Source organism: Peptoanaerobacter stomatis, from assembly GCF_000238115.1.
Lineage (GTDB): Bacteria > Bacillota > Clostridia > Peptostreptococcales > Filifactoraceae > Peptoanaerobacter > Peptoanaerobacter stomatis.
Genome location: NZ_JH414548.1, coordinates 109,865 through 128,958, shown reverse-complemented (window position 1 = coordinate 128,958; position 19,094 = coordinate 109,865). Strand labels below are relative to the sequence as shown.

At 35.0% G+C, this 19,094-nt stretch carries 12 protein-coding genes and 1 pseudogene; 10 read left to right on the top strand and 3 right to left on the bottom strand.

Annotated elements, in window-relative coordinates:
- Positions 1–2: 2 nt before the first annotated feature.
- The 8 genes and pseudogenes from HMPREF9629_RS03260 (at position 3) to HMPREF9629_RS03235 (ending at position 14,442) form a co-directional block, all read left to right on the top strand.
- Entirely contained in the window at positions 3–308 is a 306-nt protein-coding gene (locus HMPREF9629_RS03260) for an HTH domain-containing protein (RefSeq protein ID WP_009524906.1), read from the top strand.
- Positions 309–417: 109 nt separating this feature from the next.
- Positions 418–2,133 (top strand): DNA topoisomerase 3, encoded by a 1,716-nt coding sequence (locus HMPREF9629_RS03255; protein ID WP_009524905.1) that lies wholly within the window; start codon positions 418–420, stop codon positions 2,131–2,133.
- A 3-nt stretch (positions 2,134–2,136) separates the two neighbouring features.
- On the top strand, positions 2,137–2,688 hold the full coding sequence (locus HMPREF9629_RS03250; protein WP_009524904.1) for a hypothetical protein: 552 nt from the start codon (positions 2,137–2,139) through the stop codon (positions 2,686–2,688).
- 43 nt (positions 2,689–2,731) lie between these two features.
- Complete coding sequence (locus HMPREF9629_RS03245; RefSeq protein ID WP_009524903.1) at positions 2,732–3,613, top strand: hypothetical protein; 882 nt, start codon at positions 2,732–2,734, stop codon at positions 3,611–3,613.
- 14 nt (positions 3,614–3,627) lie between these two features.
- Positions 3,628–4,542 (top strand): annotated as a pseudogene (locus HMPREF9629_RS12740) (phage NrS-1 polymerase family protein); the annotation flags it as partial.
- 913 nt (positions 4,543–5,455) lie between these two features.
- Positions 5,456–5,941, top strand: coding sequence for a TnpV protein (locus tag HMPREF9629_RS12735; RefSeq protein WP_408634921.1), 486 nt, complete (start codon positions 5,456–5,458; stop codon positions 5,939–5,941).
- 140 nt (positions 5,942–6,081) lie between these two features.
- Positions 6,082–12,999 carry a helicase-related protein gene (locus HMPREF9629_RS03240; protein WP_408634920.1) on the top strand — a complete coding sequence of 2,306 codons (6,918 nt, stop codon included), beginning with the start codon at positions 6,082–6,084 and terminating at the stop codon, positions 12,997–12,999.
- Entirely contained in the window at positions 13,000–14,442 is a 1,443-nt protein-coding gene (locus tag HMPREF9629_RS03235) for a conjugal transfer protein (protein ID WP_009524901.1), read from the top strand.
- 61 nt (positions 14,443–14,503) lie between these two features.
- Here the strand turns inward: HMPREF9629_RS03235 and HMPREF9629_RS03230 are convergent, their stop codons facing one another.
- Positions 14,504–15,877 carry a relaxase/mobilization nuclease domain-containing protein gene (locus HMPREF9629_RS03230; RefSeq protein ID WP_009524900.1) on the bottom strand — a complete coding sequence of 458 codons (1,374 nt, stop codon included), beginning with the start codon at positions 15,875–15,877 and terminating at the stop codon, positions 14,504–14,506.
- 23 nt (positions 15,878–15,900) lie between these two features.
- Positions 15,901–16,245, bottom strand: a complete 345-nt coding sequence (locus tag HMPREF9629_RS03225; RefSeq protein WP_009524899.1) for a plasmid mobilization protein — start codon at positions 16,243–16,245, stop codon at positions 15,901–15,903.
- A 532-nt stretch (positions 16,246–16,777) separates the two neighbouring features.
- Here HMPREF9629_RS03225 and HMPREF9629_RS03220 point away from each other — a divergent pair.
- Positions 16,778–17,530 (top strand): LytR/AlgR family response regulator transcription factor, encoded by a 753-nt coding sequence (locus HMPREF9629_RS03220; protein ID WP_009524898.1) that lies wholly within the window; start codon positions 16,778–16,780, stop codon positions 17,528–17,530.
- A 226-nt stretch (positions 17,531–17,756) separates the two neighbouring features.
- Here the strand turns inward: HMPREF9629_RS03220 and HMPREF9629_RS12435 are convergent, their stop codons facing one another.
- Entirely contained in the window at positions 17,757–17,888 is a 132-nt protein-coding gene (locus tag HMPREF9629_RS12435) for a hypothetical protein (RefSeq protein ID WP_278224202.1), read from the bottom strand.
- 97 nt (positions 17,889–17,985) lie between these two features.
- Here HMPREF9629_RS12435 and HMPREF9629_RS03215 point away from each other — a divergent pair, with 97 nt between their 5' ends.
- A complete protein-coding gene (locus HMPREF9629_RS03215; RefSeq protein ID WP_242822004.1) occupies positions 17,986–18,849 on the top strand; it encodes a sensor histidine kinase in 864 nt (287 codons plus the stop codon).
- Positions 18,850–19,094 lie beyond the last annotated feature (245 nt).

Genomic DNA, 19,094 nt, shown 5'->3' with positions numbered 1-19,094 from the left:
AATTGAAACCTAAATTCAGGTCAACAGAAAGTGCATTTTTTACGGTTTTGAAAAATCTAAATTATGAGGGTCAAAATGTCGGTCAAAATGTCGGTCAAAGTGTCGTTCAAAAACTAAAGCCTGATGATAGGCGAAAGCATATTATTGAGATTATTGAGGGAAATTCAAAAGTTACTGCCCTTGATCTATCAAAAATGTTCTATGTTTCAGAGCGAACAATAGAGAGGGATTTGAAAAAATTAACTGAAGAAAAAGTCATCGAATATGTCGGTGGTGCCAAAGACGGCTATTGGACAGTAAAGAAATAAATAGTAATAAGTAAATATAAACGTTCTTAAATATGGTGCAGTATTTAAGAGAAAACTTTGAGCGAGAGAAAAATCTTTCGCTCTTTTTTTATGGAAAAAGGAGGAATTTATGAAACATAAATTGGTGGTAGCAGAAAAACCGAGCGTTGCCCTATCTATTTCAAAGGTACTTGGGGCAACAAAAAAACAGGACGGATATTATGAAGGAAACGGATACAGGGTTTCTTGGTGCGTGGGACACTTAATTCAGATGGCAAATCCTGAAAGATATGATGAAAAATATGTAAAGTGGAATATAGAGGACTTGCCAATTATTCCAAAACACTACAAGTATGAAGTATCTAAGGCAACGAAGAAGCAGTTTGCTATCCTTAAAAAGCTGATGAATGATAAGGAGATAGATACAGTTATAAATGCTTGCGATGCAGGACGAGAAGGAGAAAGCATATTTAGACTTGTATACACGCAGGCAAAATGCAAAAAGAAGATGAAAAGACTTTGGATTTCCTCAATGGAAGATAGTGCAATAAAAGAGGGATTTGAGAATTTAAAAGACGGAAAAGATTATGACAATCTCTTTGAATCGGCACAAGCAAGAACCATAGCCGATTGGCTTGTCGGAATGAATATCAGCAGGTTTTATTCTTGTTTATATAAGCAAAATTACAGCGTTGGCAGAGTTCAAACCCCTACTCTTGCCATGATTGTAAAAAGAGATGATGAGATAGCAAATTTCAAAAAAGAAAAATATTACACGGTTGAGCTTTCTATGAATGATTTTACGCTATCGACAGATAGAATTGATAATTTGGAGATAGCAGAGCAGCTTAAAAATTTAGTCGGAGAAAAAATTGAAATCACTGATGTGATTCAGAAAGAAAAAATCACGAAACCTGACTTACCCTTTGATTTAACCACCTTGCAAAGAGAGTGCAATAAATACTTTGGATATAGTGCAAAACAGACACTTGATTACGCCCAGAGTCTATACGAAAAGAAACTTATTACTTATCCGAGAACGGACAGCAGATACCTTACAACAGATATGGTTACAAGTACGATAAATAACATATTGGAAAAAAATGAATTTGATAAAGAGCGTATTAAGGTCATTTTTAATTCAAGTAAGGTTACGGATCACCATGCCATTATTCCGACAGCAAGCTCATTGAATGAAGATTTATCGAGTATTCCGGGAAGTGAAACAAAGGTGTATCGGCTTATTTTAAGTAAACTACACGCAAGTGTGGGCTATCCTTTAATTGAAAACACAACAAAGATTGTAGCTTCATTTAATGGATTTCAGTTTACAAGTAACGGCAAAGTGATTGCAGATGAGGGCTTTATTAAGTATTTGAAGGAATATAAGTCTAAAAAGAATGAAGATATTATCTTACCAAGTGTTAGTGTTGGAGATATTCTTGAAATTAAGAAGAAATCAATCAAAGAAAAATATACGCAGCCGCCAAAGCACTTTACAGAGGACACTTTGCTTAAAGCTATGGAGATTGCAGGAAGTGAAGCCTTAGAAAAAGGTGTTGAGGTTGAAAGAAAAGGGCTGGGAACACCTGCAACAAGGGCAGGAATAATTGAGAACCTGATTTACAAAGGCTTTATTGAAAGAGATAAGAAAAATTTGAAAGCAACCCATAAAGGAATCAGCCTTGTAACGATTGTTGCAGATGTCTTTAAGTCCGCTGAAACCACCGCTAAATGGGAAATGGAATTATCGGATATTGCACAGGGAAAATCTTCCAAAGAAAAATTCTTAGAAGGCATTGAAACTGAAATAAAAAATGCTGTTACCAAGTATCAGGAGGCTTAGCCTATGTTTGATACTTTAATAAAATTTGATAAAGACAGAGAAAAATTAGATTTTTATGCCACTGACCAAAGAGCGATTAAGGAATTGCTTAAAAGAGAAACTTTTAGAGAACATATCTATGAACCGGCTTGTGGACAGGGGCATATCGGAAAAGTATTAGAAGAATACGGTTATAGAGTAAAAGCGACAGATATTTATTATAGAGGCTATGGAGAAGAAAAGGAAATTGATTTTTTCACAGTTAAAGAAAATACCTTAGATATTGTAACCAATCCACCCTATTTTTGTGCAGGCGAATTTTTAAGACACGCACTTAAAATATCAAAAGAAGGAGTAAAAATAGCAATGCTTTTTCGGTTGGCATTTTTAGAAGGTCAATCAAGATATGAGTTATTTAGAAAGCATCCGCCAAAAAAAGTGTATGTTTTTTCTAAAAGACTGAATTGTGCAAAAAATGGAGAGTTTGAAAAATGTAAAAGCAGTGCCATAGCATTTGCGTGGTTTCTATGGGAGGTGGGCTATAAAGGATATACAGAGTTAAAGTGGATTCGATAAAAAAATGGAATAAAACGATTGAAAAAAAACGAAGGAGGAAAACATGGATAAGAACAAAGTATTACAATCACAGCAATCACAGGAAAACAGAACAAAAGAAGTAATGAGCGAGATTAAAGAGGAATATACAAAGACAACAGGCTTTTTAGAAGAAAACACTAATCAGCAGCTTAATATAGCTAAGGAAATGAAAGATGAGATGAAAAATAAGGACTTTGATACAAATATCGAAGAATTAAAAGCCTTAAAAGAAGAAATCACAGGACTGAAAGCAGAGATTAAGCGATTAAATGAAATGGAAAACATAGGGTTAAGTTCACTGATTGTGCGAGATATTAAGTCTGTAGGAAATGCCCTTATGAATTTACAGGAAAAAGCGATAGGAAGTATCAAACATCTGTATGACAATATGAAACATCAGCTTTCCTATAACCTCACCAAAGCACAGGAAAAATTCGTACAGATAAAAATAGGAATTGTAAAAGGGCTGGTAAACTCCATGCAGGATTTTATCAGGGAACAACAAAAGAAACTGGATAGCTGCCTTGAAAAGTTAGATAATCTATCCAAAGAAATTCAAAAAGACGAAGAAAAACTTATCCAAGATGGGCAAAACCATGAAGATAATACACGAAAAGAAGATATATCTATAAAACACAATGAGGATAAACAGCAAGAAGAGAAAGAAACTACTCCAACAGAAAATGAAGAGAAAAAGGAAATAAGCTCAAAAGAAATATTAAAAGCGGAAATGGCGGACAAGGGCATAGTGAAAAAGGAAGAAAAAGAAAAACCAAAAGAAAGACCGGCAGAGAAAAAACCGTCTGTACTCAAAAAATTAAAAGAAAATCAGCAAAAAATCAAGAAGGAGGAAAAAGCAAGGGATGTAAAAGTACCCAAAAAAGATAAGGGAATGGAGCTATAATAGAGGTAAATATTATGGATAATCTCATAAAAAATTATGAAAACATTCCTGATAATCTTAAAAAAGAGAAACGCTGGTGCTTATATAAAATCATTCAAAGAGATGGGAAAAATACAAAACTACCCTTAATGCCAAGTGCAAAACCTGCTAAGTCCAATGATAAAATGACATGGCATTTCTATGAGGATTGCATAGCCGCACTTAATCGAAATATTGGAGAGGGGCTTGGCTTTTTCTTAGGCGAGGGATATATCGGAATTGACATCGACAAAGTAAGCGATGATATTATGGCATATAGTTTGGATTATCGTGCAAGCTCTATGACAGCCGATTTTTTAAGAGAAATTTCCACTTATGCCGAATTATCACCGTCCAAGACGGGATTACATTTTATCGGCAAGGGTAAAGTTCCGGGAGAAAGAAAAAGGCATAAAAATTTAGAGATTTATGATGAGGGACGATTTTTTACAGTAACAGGGAATGTAATAAAAGATAGAGACAGGAATAAAGTAATAAATATTGACAGTGAGCTAAAACCCTTATATGAAAAATATATGCCTAAAACAACTGTAATTAACAGTGAATATAGGAAAAATCAGGTGAATACTTTTTACAAAGAGAATCCTTTTGTGCAAAGATACAGGCAATCATCTAATGATGTGTTGGAATTACTCTTTGAAAAAGGATATTTTTCATACACCGGAGAAGATTTAAGAAGAATCTATTATGGTAATTATGAAAGCTATTTTAACAGCCGATCGGAGACTGATTTTTTTATGCTTAAAAGACTGCTTTATTATACCTCTGATATAAACGAGGCTGTATCCCTTATAGAAAACAGCGGACTAAAAAGAGAAAAATGGTATAAAAGACGAGGAAATACCAACTATATCCACTATATAGCAAACAAAGCAATAAGCTCTATCAATCAATTTTATCATTGGGAAAAAGCATATAGACCGAAGAGAAAAACAGACAAAGAAGAACAGAAAAAGATAAAGGAGGGAAATGTAGTGCCAAGATATAAATTTGATGAAATCAAACAGATTCTTGATTTTGCAAAAGAAGAATTTAGGGAAAATACAAACAGGTATGAAAGCTATCTAAAAGTTGTAGGAAACAACTATAAATATCCGTATTTTAATCAGCTTAGCATATATACGGTAAATGAAAAGGCAACCGCCTGTGCGGAATATGACTATTGGAAAAGTATTGGAAGAAATGTAAGCAGGGGAGAAAAAGGGATTCCCGTTTTAGATATTCAAAGGGAGAAAATAAAATATATCTTTGATGTAAGTCAGACAGTGAGCTTAAATCATAGTATTTCTGAGGTGAAATTATGGAAATATCATAATGAAAGGCATATCACCGCTTTAGATACCTTGATTGATACTTTTAAAGAAAAAAACAGCAACCTTATATTTTCTACAGAAGATAAGATAAATACGCTTGTTTTGCTATATACAAGGCAGATATTAAATAAGGTGCTTGATTCTTTAAGTGATGAAACCCTAAAAGAAAACAGTAAAGTAAATATACTTCATTTTTTAGAAGAATCTGCAAAGGTGTCGGTATATGAAAGAATGGGGCTTCCTTTTTTAGTTGATAGGGAAAAATTAAATCTGCTATCAAGAGTTTCAAGTACGCAAGATATTGACAGATTACTTGCCTATACTTCAAACAATGTGAGAAGAATCCTTATGGATATAGGTAGAGAAATTTCAAAAGTGGAAGAAAGAGAAAAATTTTCAGAAATTCAAAAAAGGGAGCAGACAAAAAAGGAGCAGGAGCGTTATAATAAGGTTGCAGATGAAATTAACAAAGCTACTGAAATGATAGAAAATGAAAGAAATAAAGGAGGCTTGGAAGATGAAAGAAACCGTAGTATTGGCGAAGAAGGAATACATCTTGGAAAACGAGATTTATACACCGATCGTGAAAGAAAGTCCGTTCGAGAGACAGGGTGGAACTTACAGACTGGAGAAGATGGCAGACGGAGCGGAAGTGTTAATTCCGAATATGAAACTGCCGGAGAAAATCGAGCTTGGCAAGCTGAACCGATTCGGCAAAGCGAGACTGAAATATCTCAAGGAGGAAAGACAGGAAGATTATCAGATTATGCTTATGGAAGAAACCCTGATGAATCATCTGACAGATATTCAGGAACAAGTGGAGAATTTCTTAGAGATGGAGGAGCTGAGAATGAAAGAAGCTTGGGGAATGACACAAGAAATGCAGGATCAGGACTTTCTAAAATACGCAGGGCTGAAGAAGAACTTGGATATGACACTGACAAAAATGGCAATGGAACAAATCGTTTGGGCATAAGTGAGCAACATGAAGAAAATACACAAAACTTAGAACAGGAACATATAGAAGACGAGGAAAAAGAAGTCAATCAGGCTTCTTTTTCTTTTGCTCAAAACGAAAGCTCTAAATGGGACAGACAAAGAGAACAGGAAATCCTAATGCTTCAAGATGAAAGAGAAATATCCTATGAAGAGGCAAAGAAAATTTATGAAAGCCAAATGGAAATAGGGAATAATGGTTTTACGGCAGATAATGCAGTGCCAAATCAAACTCAAAATGATTATTGGGTTGTGGAGTTTCATGAAGATGGAGGTCTTATAGAAAAAAATTATACCGGAGAGCTTGTTACGAAAGAGTTGATTGATGAAATCAAAGAAATAGATGAAAAAATTAGAGTTCATAACAAAACGGTAGGTGAAGATGAATATGGAGAAATGACTGACGAGTGGGTAGGTTATTCTAAATTCTATTTTGACCATATTGTAGACGGACAAGTCCACGAACATTTCAAAATGGATGTCGGAGATGGAAACGAGGCAAACCAAAGAGATTTTGACTATCTTTATGGGCAGCTTGAAGTAAGCAAAGAATACGAACAATTAGGAGAAGATGAGATAAATCAAGGACTTTATGAAATTTCGCTGGATAAGGTAACAGAAGAAAAAGCCAAAATACTGGAAATCAGAGATAAAAAAGAAATTTTATCAGCCCTTATTTTTAAAGATATAAAGGAAATTGGTGAGTATCAGTTTCGTCCTCAAAGCGAAGAGTTTATCTTAAATGAAAAAAATATATCTAAAGAACACTTAACAGCACCAAAGCATATAACAGACAGCATTGATGGAAGAAAAGGCTATGAGGCAGAGCTTGTTTTGGATATGAAAAATAAGCAGTTAAAACAAAATTTAAGATACAACGGATATATGCTAAACACCAATGTTGCAGTTTCCTATGACAGCTATCATGAAATGCTGCAAAACCTGCCTTATCTGCTTGATGATAATCATAGAAATGTTATGCTCACCGGTTATATCAATCAGCAGATTGAAAGAGCCAACGAGGAAAAGAAAGAACAGACAAAAGAGCCGATTTATCAAGAAAGAATGCAGGTAAAGTATCAGGGCAAAGAATATGTGATTTCTGAAATTCAGGACTATAAAACATATAAGACAATAAAATTAGATGATAATGAAGGCTATTTAAACGGCTTTATAACAGGCAGTGAAATACTTTCTTTTAGAAATGAAAGTGAACTTGATTTAGAGATACTTTCTGAAATGAAAGAGGACAGGGAAAAAAGAGGAGTTCCGAGAGTAGCAGGTTCTTCCATTACCTCACCTATTACGGATGAAATGTTTTGGCAGATGCAGGAATATAAGGAAAAAATAAAAGAAAAAGAAAGATATGCCGAAGATGATGAATATATGGGCGGGATTCCACCGGTCAATTATAAAATAACAAGAGAAGATGAAATCCTGCCGCCTTCCGAAAGATTGAAAAATAACATAGAAGCAATCAAAGTTTTAAAAGAAATCGAAGAAAGACATAGCCATGCAACAAAGGAAGAACAGGATATTTTAAGCAAGTATGTGGGCTGGGGTGGACTTTCTGATGTCTTTGATGAAGAAAAACAAGGACAATGGCAAGAGGCAAGAGAATTTCTAAAAGAAAACCTGTCATCAGATGAATATGATGCGGCAAGAGAAAGCACCCTTACCGCCTTTTATACCCCAAAGGCAGTGATTGACAGTATCTATCAGACATTATCTAATATGGGTTTTGAAAGCGGAAACATCTTAGAACCGAGCTGTGCAACAGGCAGGTTTATTGGCAATCTGCCTGACAGTATGCAGGAAAGTAAATTTTATGGCGTAGAGCTTGACAGTATCAGCGGACAAATCGCTAAAAAGCTATATCCTAATGCCAATATTCAAATAAAAGGCTTTGAAGAAACAGTCTTTTCAAATAACCTGTTTGATGTAGCGGTGGGAAATGTACCGTTTGGGGAATATAAAATATCGGATCGTGAGTATGAAAAAAATAATTTTCTTATTCACGATTATTTTTTGGCAAAAACTTTAGACAAAATGCGTTCAGGCGGTGTAATAGCCTTTGTAACATCAAATGGGACATTAGATAAAAAAAGCGAAGATATCAGAAGATATATCAGTGAACGAGCGGAGTTTTTAGGAGCAATTAGATTACCTAATAACACATTCAAAGCAGAAGCCGGAACAGAGGTAACAAGCGATATTATTTTCCTTAAAAAAAGAGACAGACTGTTAAAACTTGATGAAGATTGGATAAAACTTGATACCGATGAACAAGGCTTAACATATAACAAATACTTTGTAGATAATCCCACCATGGTGCTTGGGAATATTAAGGAAGTATCAAGCAGATTCGGGACAGTCTTAGCCTGCGTTGCAGATGAAAGTATTACGCTAAAAGAACAGCTACACAGTGCAATCAAAAATATTAAGGGCAGTTATGAAAAAGCAGAGTTAAATAATGAATTGGAAGCAGAAACCGTTCCGGCAGATGACAGTGTGAAAAACTATTCCTATGCGGTAATTGATGACAAGATATATTTTAGAGAAAACTCTATCATGCAAAAAGTGGATTTAAGTAAAACCGATGAGGAGAAAGTAAAGGCATATCTTAAAATTGAAAAAGCATTAAGACAGGTAATTACCTATCAAAAAGAAGATTATTCCGATGAAGAAATTAAAGAAAAGCAAGGTCAGTTAAACCGCCTTTATGATGAGTTTTCTAAGAAATACGGAATTTTAAACAGCAAGGTAAATAAAAAGCTGTTTCGTGAAGATGCCAACTATTCCCTGCTTTCCACTTTGGAAAAGCTGGATAAAGAAGGGGCTTTTATCGGCAAATCAGATATATTTACAAAAAGAACCATAAAAAAAGCGGTGGCAATTACTCATACGAATAATTTGATGCAAGCCCTTATTTTATCCGTTTCCCAAAAAGGAAACGTCAATTTTGACTATATTAAGGAGCTGACGGATAAAACAAGAGCAGAAATTATTGACGGACTAAAAGGAGAGATATTCTTAAATCTCGACAGCTTTGAACCGACAGAGATTACGCCTTTTACATCGGCAATAGACTTGGGAGATTTTTCAAGAGCTTATGTAACTTCGGATGAATATTTATCAGGCAATATCAGAGAAAAGATAGAAATAATAGATTCGTATATAAAAAATGTAGAGCATGAAATTAAGCAAAATGAAGCCGATTTTGAAGCTGATTTAGAAAAATTATATGATTTGCAAGGCAGCAATGGATTAGATATAGCAAACAAAGAAGAAATGCCAAATAAAGAAGAAATACGAAAAGACAATGAAATATTAAATAAAGAACTGTCCGCCCTTCATTACCAGAAACAAAAACTATTGGAAGTAATGCCAAAAGAGCTTACAGCAAGTGAAATAACCGTTAAAATGGGAGCAACTTGGATACCTGAGAAAGATTATAAGAGTTTTATGTTTCATCTGTTAAAGACATCTGCTTCAAACAGATGGAAGATTGATATTAAGTATACCAACTTTACAGGGGAATACAAAGTAGAAGGAAAAAGCATAGATAAAGGAAATGACCTTGCCGATTTCACATACGGAACAAACAGGGTAAGTGCCTATAAGCTGATTGAAGATACCTTAAACCTTAGAGATACCAATGTATATGATCAAATCATTGATGAAGAAGGCAGGAGAAGATCGGTCTTGAACCAAAAAGAAACAATGCTTGCAAGGAGTAAACAGGAAATCATCAAAGAAGAGTTTAAAAACTGGATTTTTGATGATATAGACAGAAGAACAAGACTGGTAGGAGAATACAACAAGAGATTCAATTCCATAAGGCTTAGAGAATATGACGGCAGCAACCTTACTTTTGACGGAATGAATCCGGAAATAGAGCTTAGACCTCATCAAAGAGATGCGATTGCACGAGGACTTTTTGGCGGAAACACTCTGCTTGCACACGAAGTAGGAGCCGGAAAGACCTTTGAAATGATAGGAATTGCTATGGAGTCTAAAAGACTTGGAATGAGCAGCAAGTCGATGATTGTAGTTCCCAATCATATCGTGGAACAATTTGGCAGAGAATTTAATGAGCTGTACCCTTCCGCTAATATTCTTTGTGCCACAGAAAAAGACTTTGCACCGGATAAACGAAAAAGATTTTGCTCAAGGATTGCAACCGGTGATTACGATGCGGTAATTATAGGGCATAGTCAATACGAGAAAATTCCAATTTCAAAGGAAAGACAGGAGTATGAACTGCAAAGCCAGATTAATGAAATTTTGGATTATATATATGAGTATAAAAGGGATAAAGACCAGAGGTTTACGGTTAAGCAACTGGAAAAAACAAAGAAAAACTTGGAGGCAAAACTTAAAAAACTAAATGATGATTACAAAAAGGATGACGTTGTAACCTTTGAAGAATTGGGGATAGATAAGCTCTTTGTAGACGAGGTGCAGGCGTTTAAAAATTTATATGTATTTACTAAGATGAGAAATGTAGCCGGAATTACAACCACGGATTCACAAAAATCAAGCGATATGTTAATGAAGTGCAGGTATATGGATGAAATTACAAATAATAAAGGCATTGTATTTGCAACGGGAACTCCCGTAAGTAATAGTATGGCAGAGCTTTATACTATGCAGCGTTATCTTCAGTATGATGAGCTTAAAAAGATGCACCATCAGCATTTTGATTCTTGGGCTTCCACCTTTGGAGAAACCGTAACAGCGATTGAACTGAATCCGGAAGGAAACGGATACAGGAGCAAGACCAGATTTGCAAAATTTTTTAATTTACCGGAACTGATGAATATTGTAAAACAGTTTATGGATATAAAGACGGCGGATGTATTAAATTTACCAACGCCAAATGCCCATTATGAAACCATAAAGACAAAGCCGACTGGGGAGCAAAAACAAATTCTTGAAACTTTTTCCGAACGAGCAGACAAGGTTCGCTCAAAACAGGTAGCTTCCTCTGTCGACAATATGCTCCTTATTACCAATGACGGTAAGAAAATGGCACTTGACCAAAGGTTAATCAATCCGTTGCTTCCGGATGATGAAAACAGTAAGGTAAATGCTTGTGTCAGTAATGTATTTAGCATTTGGGATAAATACAAAGATAAGAAGTCAGCACAGTTAGTTTTTTGCGATATGTCTATACCAAGTAATGAATTTAACATCTATAATGATATAAAGGAAAAACTTATAAAAATGGGAGTGCCGGAAAATGAAATAGAATTTATCCATAATGCAAAAAACAACAAAGAAAAAGATGCTATTTTTAATAAGGTGAGAAAAGGAGAAATCAGAGTATTACTGGGTTCTACCAGCAAGTGCGGGGCAGGAACAAACTGTCAGGATAAGCTGATTGCCATTCATGATCTAGATATACCATGGAGACCTGCGGATTTGGCACAAAGAGCAGGTCGTATAGTCCGTCAGGGCAATGAAAATCAAGATGTTTATATCTTTCGCTATATAACGGAAAACACCTTTGATGCTTATCTTTTCCAGACACTTGAAAACAAGCAAAAATATATCTCTCAAATTATGACAAGTAAAACACCGGTGCGTGTTGCAGAAGATGTCGATGAAGCTACATTAAATTATGCCGAAATCAAGGCACTTGCTACAGGAAATCCGCTTATTCGTGAGAAGATGGATCTTGATGTCGAGGTAAGCAAGCTAAAAATGTTGGAGTCCAACTTTAAGTCCAATCTATATAAAATGGAAGATAAGGTTGTAAAGGTATATCCAAAAGAAATTGAACGCCTAAAAGAAAAAATAGAAAATTTGAAAAAGGATATCAAAAAAGTAGAGCCGTATGGAGAAGAAAAGACAGCAAAAACAGAAAAGTACGCTCAGACCGCTTTAGAAAATATAGAAAATATAGAGAATATAGAGAATAATAAAAAAGAAACAGAAACAGAGAAAAAGGCGGATAAAGAAACCGCATCAAAATTCACCTCTTTAACTTTAAGCGGGAAAAAATATACCGATAAAAAGCAAGCCGGAGAGTTTTTAATAAACAGGATAAAAGCTATAAAAAAGTCAGATGATTTTAAGTCCGAACAAGTAAAACTCGGAGAGTATCGAAACTTTGATTTATTCGTATATTATGACAGTTTTTCCAATCAGTATAAATTCAATCTCAAAGGAGAAGAAAACCACTACGGAGAGTTTGGAACTGATGAGATAGGAAATATCACAAGAATGGATAATGTTCTTGATAAGCTGCCGGAGCGACTAGAACAGACACTTGGAAAACTGAAAGACACCGAAAATCAATTAGAAACGGCAAGACTTGAAATTATTAAGAAATTTCCACAGGCAGAGCTTTTAAAAGAAAAGACATTAAGACTTGCAGAGGTAAATCGCTTGCTTGATATGGGACGAAAAGAAGATATAAAAGAAGAGAAAAATCCGCTTTTGGAAGAAGTAAAGGAAGAACTCATTCATTTTCTTAACAAAGAATATGACGAAGCCCATAATGTAGAGGATTTTGACACCATGTTTCCTGATTTGACAGATGTGGGCGTGGCTTATACAACTACACCGGATGAAAAGCATGAAATACAGACAAGCCTTGATTTAATTAATTACAAGCTAAATACCTATGTAGACAGTACCTTAATTGACAGCTTCCAGTATACCTATGATCCGCTTGATGCAAGTGATACAAAGGAACTGATACAAATTAAAACAGGGATTGCATTTTGGGATTTTAATGAACTGGTCTATGTTGATGAAGAAAAGCTAAAAGCAGCACTTGGACTTGAAATAGATGATGACGGCAATTTCTATGATCCGCTCTCAAAGGATATGGACTTAGACGGAGTAGCCGACAGGTACGATGCAGATTTTAGAGATAGTACGGTTCAAAATATCGGTGATTTATATAAAAGAGAAAAAAGTTCGGTAATAGACAGGCTTGGATATTTCAAAGAAAAAATAGAAAAAAGAGATTTACAAGATGAAAATATAGATAGGAAAATAGAGTGTAAGGAGGATGTTAGATAATTGGAATATCACAAAAATATTAGAGCAACAACTATTCAAATGCAACAACTTTTTGAAAATGAGGAGTATAACTACTTAGTAAGATATTTTGAAAGAATAGGAGAAGATTTGTTTAAAACAGTGATTCGTACACCGGAGAATATAGAGTTTCCAAAATCTAAAACTCTGTCTATAAACACAATAAAAAAACTCTTAGAAACAAAAGAAAACATTAATCCTATGTATATAGAAGATGAATTTACAAAAATGAAAGATAAGGTGCATGAATTTAATCAAAGGAAATATCCGGGTTATGAGGATATGGATATAAAACTGATAATATCCAATATTAAGGGTATCGAGGATTTCGATGCCCTTAATGATTTTTATGAAGATTTAAAAAGACAGGGATATTTAAAGGATATAAAAGAAAGCATTAAAAATATTATTGACAAAGAATTAAAAGAAAACACACAAGGTAAAAAACAGGAGGATAATACTATGAGATTAGAAAAAGGCGATGTTATAAAAACGGCATTAAGTGAAAATACAACAGTTTTAGATGTGAAAGACAATCAGGCAATCTTGTTTTCAGGGACTCAGTTTGTACTTGCAACAGGGGTAAAAGAAAACAAGGAAAGCGGAAAATTTGAATGGGATAACGGACGATATGCCGATGACTTAAAAAGCATTTCCGATATGCAAAACAATAACTTTGAAATGATGAAAGATACACTTTCCTTTTTAGCGGAGTACAATCATAGCGATTTTGTAAAAGGAATGATCTCTTTGGAAACCGGAATAGAAAACGAAGATACCCTTGATACTGCCTATGATAACTATATGAATGATAAGATTATGGGCTTGATTGATGAAACATTTTATCATTATATAGATGAAAATGAGATTAAAACGCCTGCTTTAGAAAGCGGAAAAGAAGATAAGAGCAGTGCCTTATCTGCAAAAGAAAATACAAAAGAAAATGAGAACACTATGACAAATGATAAGTCAGATGAAAATATGGAAAAAGCAGATACTATAAATATTGACGGCAATATTGCTTCGGATATAGACATTAAACATTTGACATCAAAAGACGGCAAAGATTTTACGGTTGCAAGTTTTGCGATTGCTGAAAATGACAAAGAAGGAAAAGTAAAATATACCAACTGTTTAGCCTATAACGATAAGGTAAGCAGCGTGGAAAACTTAAAAAAAGGAGATTTTGTGCATATATTCGGAAAAGAAAAAATCAGTCAGGGAAAGGACGGGAAGGAATATATGTCCCTTAAAGTGTACTCTGCGAAGCTGTTAAAAGCCAAAGAACAGGTCAAAACAAATCAAAAGACAAAGGAAACAAAGAAATCTTCAGCACTTGGCAAGTTAAAGGAATATAAGGAAAAGGCAGGCGAAAAATCAAGAGAACAAAGCGGTATCAAGAAAGAGAAAAATGTAGAGCGATAAAATTATAAAAAATTAAAATAGTGGGTAAATAGCTGATATGGCTGTTTATCCACTATTTTTTTTATTTCTCCAAATGATTATCAAGATACAAATCTGTATTTTTCTTTGCCTGTTGCAGGCTATGAAGCATAGAGTTTTGAGAGGAATATTTTTCCATAAGTGTAGCTTTTTCCTGTTCTAAAAGCATATATTTATCAGATAAATTTTGAATGCTTAATAGTTTATGCTTGGAATTTTCAATCCCTTTCATAGCCATTTCATAGGCGATTATCTGCGGCTTATACTCCTCATGAAAGGCTTTATTTTCCTTATCTTTCCTATACATATCATAGATTAGTTGATTTTTAGAGATTGTATTTTTATTTTCAATGGCAGAATAGATTTCTTTCATAGAGCTTTCTATTTGCTTGATTTTACCTAATGTATCTTGCCTTTTGGAAGCCGTTTCTTGCAGTTTTTTATCAAGCTCATTATAAGAATTTACACCATAGTTTCTCATTTCATTTAAGGCATCTGCCATAGTTTTCATATTATGTTTGCCTGCCCATATTTCATAGCCCTTAGAGGATTTTACCTTTTCATTGTTTTTCATATCTACAATAGTATCCGGTTTCTTGTAGAAGCATTTTTCATAATGCCGTTTCTTATTGGCATAAATCTGATATTTATTCGGCTCTTCGATGCGTTCCTTGATTCTCTCTTTTGTATAATCTTCCCCTAAAGTAGATGCTTTGGCACGAGTAAATCTTCCCTTATCTCTTTTATCTTTATGCCGAAAGGAAAGATACTTGCCAATCTTAATTTCATAACCGAACTCTTCCATTGTCTTTAGAAATTCCTCGTAGGTTTTGGCCTTTAAAACAGCTTTATCAATCGCAAGCTGTAGCATATTTTTCCAAGAATTTCCCCTCTTAAATTCCGTATATTCCATATAGCTTTTGCCATTTGTAGAGTATCTGCTTTTGAATTTTTTGTAGTTTTCATCAATAACGGATAAGCCATTTTCTCTACATAAATCATCACTGACCGTTCGGATTTGATGATAGCTTCTTTTGTTACTTTGATATGCCTTGCCTGTTTCAAAGCTGACATTGTTAAACAGAATATGATTGTGCAGATGTCCTTTGTCGATATGGGTAGTAAGTACATACTCATATTTTCCTTGCAATACTCTCTCGCATAGTTCCAGCCCTATTTGATGTGCCTGCTCAGGCGTAGTTTCACCCGGAGCGAATGCTTGGATTAGATGCCTTGCCAAGATTTTTGCTTTGGAATTACATTCTCTTTTTGTCTGTTCAAACTCAAGATGGGCTGTTTTAGGATTGCAGCCAAAAGAGGAAATAAGGATTTTTCCATCGGTTTTATCCTCATTCATAATATAGTCTAAGGCTAAATATAGTGTTTTTTTAATCGGATGAATTTTTGTAACTGCCATTAGATCTCCTCCGTGGGATTTGTTCATAAGTTCCCTAATTCATACAGCTTTTTGCGAAGAAAATAGATGTCTTTTCCTTGCTTTTCCAAAAGTTTTTTTAAATCATTGATGTCATCTTTGTAGATTACAGCTGTTGAATTTACTCTTTTTGCAATTTGATTGATACTGCCTGTAATTCTTCCGATATTTGCGGACATCTCCTTAAACACTTTCATATCCAGTACAAAAATATCTTTTTCCAATATACATTTCATCATAAACTGACGGAGAGTTTTACAACCGGACAGTTCATATTTTTTGTTCAAAATTTCAAGTTCATCATCGGAAAGCATAAGGTATATTCCGTTTTTTCTTATTCTGTTTGCCATATCATATCCCCCAATTCATAGATGTATTAAAAATTTACAAAAGAAAAAAACCTGCAAAATCAAGTCCAAACTCGATTTACAGGTTTCATTTATCTATATATTTCTTTGTCAAGAAATCTCCTGCTAAGAGATAAAATTATCATATAAAATTACAAGGATAGTATATCATTTTTTGAAGAAAAATTCAATAAAATAAAGGCATCACACGACTGAATTTTTGAAAAAATTTCGATAGAAAAATAAAAAATATTGTATTTTTCATAGGGGTTTGGGGACTTCCCCAACAAGCTGAAATGGACGAAAAGAGCAGTTCTCTTGTGGAACGCTAAAGTCCATTTTTTCGTAAGTGCATATGCACTTACTGTGCTTGCTCATTTTCCATTTTTAGAGTATAATTCTTTTATATAAAACAGCATTTTACTTTATGTTAAATAGATACCCTTATGAAAAGAAATCAAGCATACTCAATCTTACTGTATAAGAACGCAAATATTTTGAGATATAGACTGATAAGAGAAAAGAGTTGATAAACATGAACATAGCCATTATAGATGACAGGAAAGAGGACAGAGAAAAGCTTGGCGGCATTCTCTTAAAGTACGCTGCCGATAGCGGAGAAAAACTGAATATAGAGCATTTTGACAGTGCAGAGGCTTTGCTTGACAACTATCAGCCTTTCCTCTATACGATTCTTTTTCTGGACATCTATATGGATGGGATGAGCGGAATGCAGGCGGCTGAAATTATTCGTAAAACAGATTCCGATGTCATTTTGGTTTTTCTTACAACCAGTGAGGAGCACCATGTAGAAGCTTTGCACAATCATGCCTTTGATTACATAGAAAAACCTGCCGATCCGGCACAGGTTTGTCGGATTATGGACGATATTTTAAAGAGAAAGACAGATTTAACTCAGAGCCTTTCTTTTTCTGTAAATAGGACTAAGTATCACCTTGCCCTTAATGATATTGTGGCAATCAGTGCATCTTCCCACAATATTGAAATTTATGATAAGCATAGCAATACCTATGCACCCCGCTTGACCTTTTCAAGCGTTTGTGATGAGATTTTTCAGGATAAAAGATTTCTCCTCATCCTACGGGGCGTGATAGTCAATATGGATTTTATACAGAGCTTTAAAAGCGGAGTCTGCTACCTTGAAAGCGGGATTGAATTTCCCTGCAATCTCAGAAAAGAAAAGCAGTTTGTATCCACTTGGCAAAATTATACCTTTCAGAAATTAAGAAAAGAAGCTATGGAAAGGAGGCACAAGGCAAAACAATGAATGAACAGCTTGCCCGAAACTTATTGGAATATTTTGTGCTAATCCCGGCGGCTATCCTTTGTTATCTTCCGATGAGAAAGCAGATTAGATACCCGCTTCGCCGGCTTTTGATAATGGCAGTCCCTGCGTTCCTTATCCTTTCTGTTTTAGGCTCTTTTACGGAGATATATTTTCCTTCCGATGCCAATGTCATCCTGTTTCCTGTACTGATAGGGTGCTTTACTTTTTATGTCCACAGTATAAGAGCATCTATCAGCAAGGCAGCTGCAATATTTGTAAATGTGATGGCGGTGATGTCCATACTGGCAAATTTTGCCGCCTGTTTTGATGCGGCAAAACATCCGAATCTCGGTATCAATTCTGCGAGTATGGACTACACCTTTTTCCTCTTAGCGGCAAGTACGATACTGGCAATTCCTGTCGGATTTTTCTTTGGAAAATATGGGAGTAAACTGGTGGAACGACTGCATATTGCAAGGGTATATCTTATGACACTTCCCTTTTCAGGCTCTATCTTGATGATTAATCTTTTTATGCGTCCGCTAAAATACGAAACCTTTTATGTAAACAGGGTCGGAACGGTAGTACGGATTATCCTTTCGATTGTCTTTTTTATCTGGATGGTCATGAATGTCGTGTTTTATTTCATTGTAAGTATATTGCTGGATGCGGCAAAGTCCGAGCAGGAAAGAAAAATCCTGAAAATACAGGAAAAGCAATACGATACCCAGATGAAATATATTCATGACTCTGCAAGGGCAAGACATGATTTCAGACAGATACTGATAACCTTAAAAAATATGGCAGAATTGGGCAATACAGATGCCGTCAATGCCTACCTTGCAGACTATATGAGAGAGCTTCCGACAAACGAAACGCTTATCTATACCAAAAACAATGCCGTAAATGCCGTTTTGAATTTTTATGCGGCACAGGCAAAAAACGAGGGAATAGATGTCAGTTTCAGCATTGACATTGATAAATGGCAGATACTTTCCGATGTTGAGCTGTGTACGATGATTGGCAACCTTTTAGAAAATGCGATAGATGCCGCGAAAAATGCTGACGACAAAGAGCGTTTTATTGAACTCACTATGACGACACACGGAGGCTGTTGGCTCTATATTGTGGAAACCAACGGCTTTGACGGAAATATAAAGAGGAAAAGCGGAGAATATTATTCCACAAAAAGAAACGGCAGAGGTCTTGGGATTGCCTCTATCAAATCCACAGTGGAGAAATACAACGGGCAAGTGGAGTTTTCCCATGACGAACAGGAATTTTATGTCAATATCGCCATTCCGCTTAATGAAGATTAATTTGTCATCTCGTGCCGTTTTGATTGCAACTCATGCCGCTTTTCTTGTATAATTTTCAATTTTATGTTTTAAATAGAATAGACAAATTATGTAGAAAAGGAGTTGACATCCATGGCAAGTAAGAATAGAATTTTCACAGCACAGCACAGCACAGCACAGGGATAATTGCGTCTATTTTTACACTACAATTCCATATAGATCAGGGTAAACGCTGCATTTTCTGAATCATTCGATTCAGGATGCGG

Bases quoted from the DNA above. Each gene is read 5' to 3' on its own strand.
- HMPREF9629_RS03255 (WP_009524905.1), top strand. From the start codon at position 418: ATGAAACATAAATTGGTGGTAGCAGAAAAACCGAGCGTTGCCCTATCT.
- HMPREF9629_RS03250 (WP_009524904.1), top strand. From the start codon at position 2,137: ATGTTTGATACTTTAATAAAATTTGATAAAGACAGAGAAAAATTAGAT.
- HMPREF9629_RS03245 (WP_009524903.1), top strand. From the start codon at position 2,732: ATGGATAAGAACAAAGTATTACAATCACAGCAATCACAGGAAAACAGA.
- HMPREF9629_RS12735 (WP_408634921.1), top strand. From the start codon at position 5,456: ATGAAAGAAATAAAGGAGGCTTGGAAGATGAAAGAAACCGTAGTATTG.
- HMPREF9629_RS03240 (WP_408634920.1), top strand. From the start codon at position 6,082: ATGCTTCAAGATGAAAGAGAAATATCCTATGAAGAGGCAAAGAAAATT.
- HMPREF9629_RS03230 (WP_009524900.1), bottom strand. From the start codon at position 15,877: ATGGCAGTTACAAAAATTCATCCGATTAAAAAAACACTATATTTAGCC.
- HMPREF9629_RS03225 (WP_009524899.1), bottom strand. From the start codon at position 16,245: ATGGCAAACAGAATAAGAAAAAACGGAATATACCTTATGCTTTCCGAT.
- HMPREF9629_RS03220 (WP_009524898.1), top strand. From the start codon at position 16,778: ATGAACATAGCCATTATAGATGACAGGAAAGAGGACAGAGAAAAGCTT.